The organism is Cupriavidus sp. 2SB, from assembly GCF_005503625.1.
In the GTDB taxonomy this organism is placed as follows: domain Bacteria; phylum Pseudomonadota; class Gammaproteobacteria; order Burkholderiales; family Burkholderiaceae; genus Cupriavidus.
The window spans coordinates 1-10,552 of record NZ_SCMX01000132.1 but is presented as its reverse complement, the minus strand read 5'-3'; the positions used below and the strand labels follow the sequence as shown (position 1 = coordinate 10,552).

9 protein-coding genes are annotated in these 10,552 nt (G+C 64.3%); 7 read left to right on the top strand and 2 right to left on the bottom strand.

What is annotated here, in order from left to right:
* Positions 1-124 precede the first annotated feature (124 nt).
* The 3 genes from creB to creD all read left to right on the top strand — a co-directional run bounded on the left by creB (position 125) and on the right by creD (position 3,809).
* On the top strand, positions 125-820 hold the full coding sequence (gene creB, locus FFS21_RS31045; RefSeq protein ID WP_137928509.1) for a two-component system response regulator CreB: 696 nt from the start codon (positions 125-127) through the stop codon (positions 818-820).
* Between the two features lie 21 nt (positions 821-841).
* Positions 842-2,281, top strand: a complete 1,440-nt coding sequence (gene creC / locus FFS21_RS31040; RefSeq protein WP_137928508.1) for a two-component system sensor histidine kinase CreC — start codon at positions 842-844, stop codon at positions 2,279-2,281.
* Positions 2,282-2,393: 112 nt separating this feature from the next.
* Positions 2,394-3,809, top strand: a complete 1,416-nt coding sequence (gene creD / locus FFS21_RS31035) for a cell envelope integrity protein CreD (protein ID WP_137928507.1) — start codon at positions 2,394-2,396, stop codon at positions 3,807-3,809.
* Positions 3,810-3,813: 4 nt separating this feature from the next.
* Here creD and FFS21_RS31030 read toward each other — a convergent pair whose 3' ends face one another.
* Positions 3,814-4,467 (bottom strand): hypothetical protein, encoded by a 654-nt coding sequence (locus FFS21_RS31030; RefSeq protein WP_137928506.1) that lies wholly within the window; start codon positions 4,465-4,467, stop codon positions 3,814-3,816.
* 199 nt (positions 4,468-4,666) lie between these two features.
* On the opposite strand from FFS21_RS31030, the gene FFS21_RS31025 reads away from it, so the two are divergent.
* The 4 genes from FFS21_RS31025 to FFS21_RS31010 all read left to right on the top strand — a co-directional run bounded on the left by FFS21_RS31025 (position 4,667) and on the right by FFS21_RS31010 (position 10,192).
* Positions 4,667-6,097, top strand: a complete 1,431-nt coding sequence (locus FFS21_RS31025; protein ID WP_137928505.1) for an aldehyde dehydrogenase family protein — start codon at positions 4,667-4,669, stop codon at positions 6,095-6,097.
* Positions 6,098-6,220: 123 nt separating this feature from the next.
* On the top strand, positions 6,221-8,686 hold the full coding sequence (locus tag FFS21_RS31020; RefSeq protein ID WP_137928504.1) for a penicillin acylase family protein: 2,466 nt from the start codon (positions 6,221-6,223) through the stop codon (positions 8,684-8,686).
* A 97-nt stretch (positions 8,687-8,783) separates the two neighbouring features.
* Entirely contained in the window at positions 8,784-9,503 is a 720-nt protein-coding gene (locus FFS21_RS31015; RefSeq protein ID WP_137928503.1) for a glutamine amidotransferase, read from the top strand.
* 17 nt (positions 9,504-9,520) lie between these two features.
* Complete coding sequence (locus FFS21_RS31010) at positions 9,521-10,192, top strand: MOSC domain-containing protein (RefSeq protein WP_137928502.1); 672 nt, start codon at positions 9,521-9,523, stop codon at positions 10,190-10,192.
* Positions 10,193-10,385: 193 nt separating this feature from the next.
* Here the strand turns inward: FFS21_RS31010 and FFS21_RS31005 are convergent.
* Positions 10,386-10,552 (bottom strand): DUF1289 domain-containing protein (locus FFS21_RS31005; protein WP_137928501.1); only part of this gene is annotated, 167 nt, incomplete at its 5' end.

Genomic DNA, 10,552 nt, shown 5'->3' with positions numbered 1-10,552 from the left:
CTCCAACTCAAAAGGAGTTCTGCCATGCACCGTCGCCGTCCGCTTGACCTCGACGCCTTTCTGCGTCGCCTCCGATATCTGCTTGATGTGCCCGAACCGTCGCGCGATGGCGGATAATGCGGCGATGAAGCCGCCAGCCATTCTCGTCGTCGAAGACGAATCCGCGATTGCCGACACCATTCTGTATGCCCTGCGCACCGACGGCATGCAGGCCACGCATTGCGTGCTGGGCGGCGAGGCGCTCGACCGGCTGCGTGCCGAACGACCTGACCTCGTGATCCTCGATGTGGGCCTGCCTGACATCAACGGCTTCGAGATCTGCCGCACACTGCGCACCTTCTCGGATGTGCCGGTCATCTTCCTCACGGCTCGCCACGAAGAGATCGACCGCATCGTCGGCCTGGAGATCGGTGCCGATGACTACGTGGTCAAGCCATTTTCGCCGCGCGAACTGGCGGCCCGGGTGCGCGTGATCCTGCGCCGGGCACGCGGGGCGGTGGCGTCAGCGCCCGTGGCTGCGGCGCCGGTTCTTCCTGACGGCTTCCATCACGATTCCGATGGCGCGCGGATGGCGTGGCGGGGCCGATGGCTTGACCTGACCCGTTACGAATACCGGCTGCTCGCCGTGCTGGTGCAGCACCCCGGTCGCATCTATGCACGGCCGCAACTGATGGATCTGGTCTGGCACGATGCGCTCGATACCGTCGACCGCACCGTCGACACACACGTCAAGACGCTGCGCGCCAAGCTTCGCGAAATCGATCCGGGTGCCGACCCGATCCGCACCCATCGCGGCATGGGCTACTCGCTCGAAACCTGAGCGAACTCCGACCTTCCCGCCATGCATATCGGCCTGCGCATCTTCTTTGGCTTCTTCCTGATTGTGGGGCTGGCGGCGTTCCTGACGCTGCGCGTGTTCGTGCAGGAGGTGAAGCCGGGCGTGCGGCAGGCCATGGAAGATACGCTCGTCGATACCGCCAACGTACTGGCGGTGCTTGCTGCGGACGACTTCAAGAGCGGCCACGTTGCCGACGGCAACTTCGCCAGGCGGCTGGAGAACTTGCGTGAGAGTCCCGTCGATGCCAGCGTCTGGGGCCTGCACAAGGACGTCATCGGCTATCGCATCTACATCACCGACGCGCAGGGCATTGTCCGCTTTGATTCTACCGGGACCGATATCGGTGCCGACTACTCGCGCTGGAACGATGTCTATCTGACGCTCCAGGGCAAGTACGGCGCGCGCAGCACGCGGTCCGACCCAAACGACGAGACCAGCACCATCATGTACGTGGCGGCGCCGATCCGCGATGGCGATGCGATTGTCGGCGCGCTGACCGTGGCCAAGCCGAATCAGTCCATGGCGCCGTTTATCGCGCGCAGCCAGGGCAAGATCCTCACGTATGGGATGTTGCTGATTGGCGGCGCGGCGGTGATTGGCGTGGGCTGCACCCTGTGGCTTGTGTTCGGCCTGCGCAAGCTGCAGCGCTACGCGCGCGCGGTGGCCGCTGGCGAGCGTGCCGCGATGCCGCTGCGCGGCGCGAGCGAACTGGCCGAACTGGGTCGCGCTGTGGAGACCATGCGTTTGCGGCTCGAAGACAAGCAATACGTGGAGCACTACATCCACACGCTGACGCACGAGATGAAAAGTCCCCTGGCCGCCATCGGCGGGGCGGCTGAACTGCTGCAGGAAGATATGCCTGCCGCCGATCGCGCGCGGTTTCTTGGCAATATCCGCAGCCAGTCGCAGCGGCTCGACCAGCTAATCCGCAAGTTGCTCGCGCTCGCCGAAGTGGAGCAGCGGCAGCGGCTTGAAAACCGCGAGCCGGTGCCGCTGGCCGACGACATCGCGCAGATCGTGCAGTCGCTGGAACCTCGCGCGCGGCAACGCAATGTACAGCTGCGCTGGCAGCCGCCTGCACATTCAATCCCTGCCGTGACCGGCGATGCGTTTCTGTTGCGACAGGCCATCGTTAACCTTCTCGAAAACGCACTGGATTTTGCGCCGTCTGGCTCGGTCATCGATATCGCTCTCGAATCGGCATCGCAACAGGATGGCGTCGTGATCCGGGTCGAGGATCGCGGCCCCGGGATTCCTGATTACGCGACGGGACGATTGTTCGAGCGGTTCTATTCGCTGCCGCGTCCCGGTGGCGATCGCAGTACGGGGCTTGGATTGTGCATGGTGCGCGAGGTGGCGCACCTGCACGGTGGCGAGGTGACCGTGGGGAATCGGCTCGGCGGTGGGGCGAGTGCGGTCCTGACACTGCCCGTGTCGGGCTGAACGCGGCAAGAGGCTTCACCGGCGCTTCACAGACGTTTCACATCGGGCCCTCGGCGCGCCCACAGACGCTGGCTAGTCTTGCGGCATGTCCACTCGACACCTCAAGACGTCCATGAACAAACCTCTGATTTTCCGCATTCTGATGATTGGCGGCGTGATCCTGCTGCTCTGGATCGCCCTGCAAATGGTGCTCGGCATCGTGCGCGAGCGTGGTGCCTATCGCGATGAAGCCGAGCGCAGTATCTGGCAGAGTTATGCTGGTCCGCAGACCCTGACGGGTCCGATCATCGTGGTGCCCTTCAAGGAAGTCATCGCCGATCCGCCTGCGGTCGATCGGACGGCACCGCAAGCGCCCGCCACCTTCAAACCGGCCACCACCTATCGCGAGGAATCGCGCCAGATCCTGATCTTCCCCAAGACGCTGCAAGTGCGGACCGTGGTCACGCCCAGCGAACGCTACCGTGGCATTCACAAGACCATCGTCTATGAGACTGCCAGCGACCTGAACGGGACCATCGAACTGCCCGATCCCAAGTCGACCGTGGATCTGACGAAATCGACGAACCACGTGCGCTTCGACATGGGCCAGCCCTATGTGATGGTGGGCGTGGCCGATATGCGGGGTCTGGTGTCGGAGCCGGTGATCGAACTCGGCGGCGCGGCGCTGAAAATGCTGCAGGGCACGCGGCTGTCCAGCCTGCCGCAGGGCCTGCATGCGCGTATCGATGCCAGCGGCATGGCGGGCAAGCCGGCCGATGCGCGCATCGTGCCGTTCTCGATGAAGCTTTCGGTGCTCGGCGCCCGCTCGATGGCCTTCACGCCAGTGGCAGGCCTGAACCAGTTCAGCATGCAGTCGCCGTGGCCGCACCCCAGCTTCGATGGCGACTTCCTGCCGCGCCAGCGAACGGTGTCCACGGACGGCTTCCGCGCGGACTGGTCGATTACCTCGTTCAATACCCGAGTGCGGGAACAGTTGGCGTCGTCGCAAGACGTGAGCCACTTGCAGTCGGCATCGGTCACGCTGATGGAGCCGGTGAACATCTACGTGCAGGCCGAACGCGCCGTGAAGTACGGCCTGCTTTTCGTGCTGCTGACGTTCGCCGGACTCTACCTGTTCGAACTGGTCAAGACGCTGCGCATCCACCCCATCCAGTACCTGCTGGCGGGCCTGGCCCTGGCGATGTTCTTCCTGCTGCTGGTCAGCCTCTCGGAACATGTGGACTTCGTGGTGGCGTACATCATCGCCAGCGCCGCCTGTATCGGACTGCTAGGCTTCTACCTGACATTCGTGCTGCGCAGCTGGCAACGCGGCCTCGGCTTCGCGGCGCTCCTGACCACGCTATACGGCGCGCTCTACGGCCTGCTGGTCTCGGAAGACAACGCCCTCGTGCTCGGCACCGCGCTGCTGTTCGTGACGCTGATGATCATCATGGCGGTCACGCGGAAGGTGGATTGGTACACGGTGGGGATGCCGGCGACGCCGGCGGTGAGTTCCCCCCTCCCGCAAGCGGGAGAGGGGAACGCATAGCGGCTCACCGTGCCGGAGCCACCCCCATCTCCGCCAGCAGATCATCGAGCTGGTCGATGATCGCGTGGGCCGTGATGTCGCCTTTGGCTTTCTGCAGCGCGGTACCCAACACATCGCGCAATGCCGCCAGTTCGACGATGGTGGAGGCTTTTTCGACCTTGACCTGCATGACGTACCCGCGCAGTCCGAGGTGATTGCCGATCACATCCGTGAAGAAGTGGTAGAGCCGCTGGTAGTTGTCGGCCCCGGCAAGAGCGACTGGCGCAGGCGGTGCGGGAGTCATCGCCGGGGCGATGGTGGTATCGGCAAGGACGTCGAAGCGGTCGTCGATGCCCTTGCCGTCAGCCGAATTGAATCCCGAGTACGCGGCGAAGAGGTTGGTTTCCGGCCGGGTGCGGGCCGGTTCAGGCTTGCCGGCGCGAGGCGGTGGCGCTGCGTTGACGGGTTCCGGGATCGGCACGATGAGTCCCTGGGAGAGCAGGGTGTCGAGCGCTGCGTCGCTCACGCCCATGCCGCTGACTTGCGCCAATAGCGCCGATCTGCTGCGTTCCCCGTTCACGATCAGCAACAGCGCGCGCAACTTCTGGTCCAGCTTGCGGGCGCGGGTACGAATTTCCTCCTGACCTGCTTCCGTCTTTTGATAGATCGGGTCGACCATGTCTCGCTCCTTTTTTATGATTCGGCCGCCCGCGGCGAGGCCCCTCGGAAGAATGGTGCGCGGCCGATTATCGCCACCTGTACGGTGAGACTGTTGGAACCGCAAGAATTCCATAACAGGAAACCGCTCTACAATGTGGGGCACCATAAAAGTAACAAAAAAATTGCAATCGCCGATTCACCTAACGAGGGCTGTGGCCATGCAACAACGAGACAAAGTGTTTATCAACGGCAAGTGGGTCGCTCCGCACGGCACGGGAAGTATCGAAGTCATCCATTCGGCCACCGAGGCTGTCATGGGGACCATCCCCGAAGGCCATGCCCGTGATGCCGAAGACGCCATCGCCGCCGCCCGCGCGGCATTCGATGGCTGGTCGAACACCTCGCCGGCCGTCCGCGCCGGTTATATCCGCAAGATCGCAGAGGGCCTGAAGGACCGCACCGAGGAACTGGCGCAGCTGATCGCCGGCGAAGTGGGCATGCCGATCAAGCTGGCCCGCGCGATTCAAGTAGGCGGCCCCGTCTACAACTGGGGCCAGGCCGCCACGCTGCTGGAGAATTTTGCGTTCGAGGAGCAGGTTGGCAATTCGCTGGTCGTCCGTGAACCGGTAGGCGTGGTGGCGGCGATTACGCCGTGGAACTACCCCCTGAACCAGATCACGCTGAAAGTGGCACCCGCGCTGGCCGCAGGCTGCACCGTGGTGCTCAAGCCATCGGAAGTGGCGCCGCTGAATGCATTCGTGCTGGCCGAGGTGATCGAAGCCGCCGGCCTGCCGCCTGGCGTGTTCAACCTTGTCACCGGCTTCGGCCCGGTGGTGGGCGAGGTACTGGCCAGCCATCCCGAAGTGGACATGGTGTCGTTTACCGGCTCAACCCGCGCCGGCAAGCGCGTGTCCGAACTGGCCGCGCAATCGGTCAAGCGCGTGGCGCTGGAACTGGGCGGCAAGTCGGCATCGGTCATCCTGGACGATGCGGACCTGCAATCGGCCGTCAAGGGTACGATCAGCGCCTGCTTCCTGAACTCGGGCCAGACCTGCTCGGCCCATACCCGCATGCTGGTGCCGCGTACCCGCTACGACGAAGTCAAGGCGATTGCGGCCAAGGTCGTGGAAGGCTTCACGCTGGGCGATCCGATGTCCGAGACGACCCGCCTCGGACCCCTGATTTCCGATGTGCAGAAGGGACGCGTGACCAGCTACATCCGGCGTGGCCTGGAAGAGGGCGCGGAACTGGTGGCAGGTGGACCGGACGCACCGGAAGGCTTCGACCGTGGCTTCTACGTCAAGCCCACCGTGCTCGGCAATGTCGATCCGCGCGCCACGGTGGCGCAGGAGGAAATCTTCGGGCCGGTGCTGTCGGTGATCTGCTACGACACCGAGGAAGACGCCATCCGCATCGCCAACGACAGCGTCTATGGCCTGGGCGGCGGCGTGTGGTCCGGCGACGAGGCGCGGGCCATCAAGGTTGCACGTCGTATCCGTACCGGACAGGTGGATATCAACGGCGGTCCGTTCAACATGAACGCGCCGTTCGGCGGGTTCAAGCAATCGGGTAACGGACGCGAAGGCGGCAAGTTCGGACTGGAGGAATTCCTCGAATACAAGTCGCTTCAACTGAAGAAGCCTGCCTGAGCGGCATCCGAGCGGATACCGTGAAAATTCCGATCTGAAATCTCGATGCCCGGCCTGCCCGGGCATTTTTGTATCGACGGAAATCTGCGATGCTTGCGGGTTTCCAAAGGGGGAGATGGTCCGATGCGCTGGTTCAAGAGGCTGGGCTGGTTGTTGCTGTGCGTGTTGTTGCTGACCGTCACCGGCGGCATCGGCGCCTATATCTGGTATCGCCAGGCGTCGCAGCCGGATACGGCTGGCACGCTGCAACTCTCCGGCCTGCGGGACCGCGTGGTGGTGGTGCGCGACCGCAACGCCGTGCCGCATATCCAGGCGGCCAACGCGCTCGATGCCTATTACGCGCTGGGTTATGTCCATGCCCAGGATCGCCTGTGGCAGATGCAGATGAACAAGCGCATCGTGGCGGGCCGGCTCGCGGAAATCCTCGGACCGAAAGCGCTCGACAATGACCGGTTCCTGCGCACGCTGGGTGTGCGGCGCAATGCGGAGGAGGTCTACGCGCGCGCCTCGCCCGAGACCCGCGCCGTGCTGCAGGCTTACGCCGATGGCGTGAACGCGTTCATCGACACGCGCAAATCGGCGTTGCCCCCCGAATTCCTGATCCTCGGCACCAAGCCCGAACACTGGGAGCCTGTGGATACCCTTGGCTGGCAGACCATGATGGCCTGGGATCTCGGCGGCAACTGGTCGCAGGAAGTGTTGCGCATGGGGTTGGCCCAGCAGTTGCCCACCTCGCGGATTGCCGAGCTCCTGGCACCGTATCCCGGCGACAAGCCCGTGCGGACGATGGACTACGCCAACTTCTATCGCCACCTGGCCCCGGTGGCCACGGCCATGGCACAGGTGATGGAGCGTGCCCCGTCTGGCTATGTGGAGGGCATGGGATCGAACAACTGGGTGGTATCGGGCGCGCACACGCGCAGCGGCAAGCCGTTGCTGGCGAACGATCCCCATCTGGGGCTGCAGGCGCCTGCGCTCTGGTACTTCGCGCACCTCCAGGCGCCAGGGATCGAACTGGCCGGCGCCACGTTGCCTGGCGCGCCGCTCGTGGTGCTGGGCCACAACAAACGCATCGCGTGGGGATTCACGAACACGGCGCCCGATGTGCAGGACCTGTTCATCGAACGGATCGACCCGGCCAATTCCAAGCGCTATCAGACGCCGGATGGCTGGGCCGAGTTTGTGACCCGCACCGAGACCATCCGTGTGAAGGGCGAGTCGGATGTCTCGATGCAGGTGCGCACCACCCGCCATGGCCCGGTCATGTCCGATGTGGCCGAGCCGATCCGCGCGGCGGCCAAGCCGCTGGGCGAGCGGTATGTGGTCGCCTTCCAGTGGACCGCGCTGCGGCCCGACGACAAGACTTTCCAGGCCAGCCTGCGCATGGGGATGGCGACGGACTGGAAAAGCTTCACTACCGCGCTGCGCGACTTCCACGCGCCGCAGCAGAACATGGTCTATGCCGATGTCGACGGCAATATCGGCTTTATCGCGCCAGGGCTGGTGCCGATCCGCCGCGCGGACAACGACCTGATGGGGCTGGCGCCGGCACCGGGCTGGGACGCGCGCTACGACTGGCAGGGCTTCATCCCGTTCGAGGAACTGCCGCAGCGTTTTAACCCGCCCAACGGGATGATCGTCACGGCCAATCAGAAGATTGTCGACGACAACTATCCGCACTTCATTACCAGCGAATGGACCGTGCCATATCGTGCCCAGCGCATCCAGACGTTGCTCGATGCCACGCCGCGCCATACGCCGGAATCCTTCGGCGCGATCCAGAAAGATGTACTGTCGCTGGCCGTGCGCGACGCGCTGCCGTTGCTGCTGGCCGCACCAGTAGCCAGCGACAAATCGCTGCCCGCCCGCCAGCGCGATCTGCTCGACGCCCTGCGCAAGTGGGATGCCACGATGGCCGCCGACCGCGCAGAGCCGCTGGTGGCCACTGCATGGCTGCGTGAACTGTCGCGCGTCCTGTTCGAGGACAAGGTGGGCGATCCGCTGTTCGGCAAGCTCTGGGAGCAGCGTAACGTGCAGCAGCCGATGATGAACGCGCTGCGCGATCCCACTGGCCTTGGCGCGTTCTGGTGCGACAACACACGCACCACCACGCGGGAGACCTGTGCGGATGCGATCGGCGTGGCATGGCAACGCGCCATCGCCGACCTGGATCGCCGGTATGGCGACGATGCGGGCAAGTGGCGCTGGGGCAAGGCGCATACGGCGCGCTCCGAACACAAGCCGTTCGGCAAGGTGCCGTACCTCAACAGCCTGTTCAACGTGCGGGTGCGCACGGGTGGCGATACCTATACGGTCGATGTCGGACGCCACAGCCTGCGCGACGAGAACGCGCCATTCGAAAACACCCATGCGGCGAGCCTGCGTGCCATCTACGATCTGGCGGACTTGTCCGATTCTCGTTTCATGGCATCGACGGGGCAGTCTGGTAACGCGTTGTCGCCGCACTATCGGGACTGGACGGACAAGTGGGCGCGTGTGGAGTTTGTCACGATTGGAGGACATCGGCGCAATCCCGGTGGCGACAGTTTCGACACGCTGGTCCTGCAACCTGGAAAGCCGAAACCCTAGATAAGACGGCGGGCGGAGTTTGGCAGTACCATCCGGTTTTCGCCTCTCCCGTTCCCGGGAGACGGGCCTACCAACTTCCGAGCAGGAGTGCCTTCCGATGACCGAACCCAGGCGCCAGCCTCGCACCGACGTGATCCAGCACGTCGCCTTTGAACATGCAGGTGTGATTGGCGATGTCGCGCGCGATCGCGGCCATGAGATCCGCCTGTTCCAGGCGGGCGTCGATGACCTGACGCTGGTGCAGACCGATCCGGCGGACCTGCTCGTGGTACTGGGCGGCCCGATCGGCGTCTATGAAACCGAAGCCTATCCATGGCTGGAAGCCGAGATTGCCGTGATCCGCCAACGTCTGGAAGCGGGTTTGCCGATTATCGGTGCCTGCCTGGGCGCGCAACTGATTGCCGCGGCGTCGGGCGCCAGGGTCTATCCGGGGACACGCGAAATCGGCTGGGCGCCGATCCAGCCGACTGAAGCCGGCAAGAGGTCGCCGCTGGCACTGCTCGCCAATGCCGACTGGGAAGTTCTGCACTGGCATGGCGATACCTTCGACCTGCCGGAGGGTGCCGAACGGCTGGCCTCTACCGCAGCCACGCCGAATCAGGCGTACGCCATCGGCAAGCATGTGCTGGCGCTGCAGTTCCACCCCGAGGTCAAGGCGGGCGACATCGAGACCTGGCTGATCGGCCATACCGTCGAACTCGCCAAGGCGGGCGTCGATCCCCGCACCATCCGCCGCCGCACTGCTGAGATTGGCGCGACGGTAGCCAGTGCGGGCGAACTGATGTTCGCGCGCTGGATGGAGGAGGCAGGGTTGTGATTGTTGTCGATACCGTTATGGCAGGCCGACTCCAGCCATTCGGACCCAAGGGCGTGCCGAGCGGCATCGCCAAATCCCCAGTCGACGGTCCGGTGCGTGTCACGACAGTCGGATTGGATATCGACGAGCAGGGCGACCCCAGGCATCACGGCGGCCCTGAGAAAGCGCTGCACCACTATCCGCGCGATCACTATGCGGGTTGGCGACAGGAACTGGCCGGGCAGGGCGGCAATGTGGCCCCGCTCGATCATCCGGGCGCATTCGGCGAGAACCTGAGCACCGTGGGCGTGACCGAGGCCGATGTCTGCGTGGGCGATCGTTATCGGCTCGGCACGGCCCTGCTCGAAGTCTCGCAGGCGCGCCAGCCGTGCTGGAAACTCAATCACCGTTTCGGGTTTGCTGGCATGTCGCGTGCCGTGCAGGGCTCGGGCAGGACGGGGTGGTATTACCGAGTGATCGAAGAAGGCGAGATCGCTGCGGGTGACCGGCTGGAGCTGGTGAACCGTCCCTATCCGCAATGGACACTGCAGCGCCTGCTGCATGTGCTCTACGTGGATCGGCTCAACTATGCGGCGCTCGCCGACATGGCGGAGCTACCTTGTCTGGCGGAAAGCTGGAGGAAGCTGGCGCGACAACGCGTGGCGAGTCAGGTGGTGGAAGATATGGAGAAGCGGTTGGCGGGTGGGTGATGAATCGTCACTAACGACCGTCGCTATGCGCTCCCTTTGTCTTGCTCCCCTCTCCCGCCTTGCGGGAGAGGGGTTGGGGGAGAGGGGCGGCAGTTCAAAATTCGACCAGTCGGTAAGCAGAACCTCTTGCCCTCTCCCCCGCCCCTCTCCCGCGCTGCGGGAGAGGGGAGTAAACCATCAGGGATGATAGGGTTCACCCCTCCCGAAACCGCCAGGCCGTTCCTTCCCTCGTAATCCGCTCCCAGATCACCTGTTTTTCTTCCTCGCTGTAGAACACCCAGTTGCTGACCTCGCCTGCCGTGCGGCCGCAGCCCTGGCAGATTTCGTCGAACAGGGTCGAGCAGATGCCGATGCAGGGGC

Excerpts from the sequence above, each read along its gene's own strand:
- FFS21_RS31020 (WP_137928504.1), top strand. The coding sequence starts at position 6,221 with ATGCGCTGGTTCAAGAGGCTGGGCTGGTTGTTGCTGTGCGTGTTGTTG.
- FFS21_RS31015 (WP_137928503.1), top strand. The coding sequence starts at position 8,784 with ATGACCGAACCCAGGCGCCAGCCTCGCACCGACGTGATCCAGCACGTC.
- creC (WP_137928508.1), top strand. The coding sequence starts at position 842 with ATGCATATCGGCCTGCGCATCTTCTTTGGCTTCTTCCTGATTGTGGGG.
- creB (WP_137928509.1), top strand. The coding sequence starts at position 125 with ATGAAGCCGCCAGCCATTCTCGTCGTCGAAGACGAATCCGCGATTGCC.
- creD (WP_137928507.1), top strand. The coding sequence starts at position 2,394 with ATGAACAAACCTCTGATTTTCCGCATTCTGATGATTGGCGGCGTGATC.
- FFS21_RS31010 (WP_137928502.1), top strand. The coding sequence starts at position 9,521 with ATGGCAGGCCGACTCCAGCCATTCGGACCCAAGGGCGTGCCGAGCGGC.
- FFS21_RS31025 (WP_137928505.1), top strand. The coding sequence starts at position 4,667 with ATGCAACAACGAGACAAAGTGTTTATCAACGGCAAGTGGGTCGCTCCG.
- FFS21_RS31030 (WP_137928506.1), bottom strand. The coding sequence starts at position 4,467 with ATGGTCGACCCGATCTATCAAAAGACGGAAGCAGGTCAGGAGGAAATT.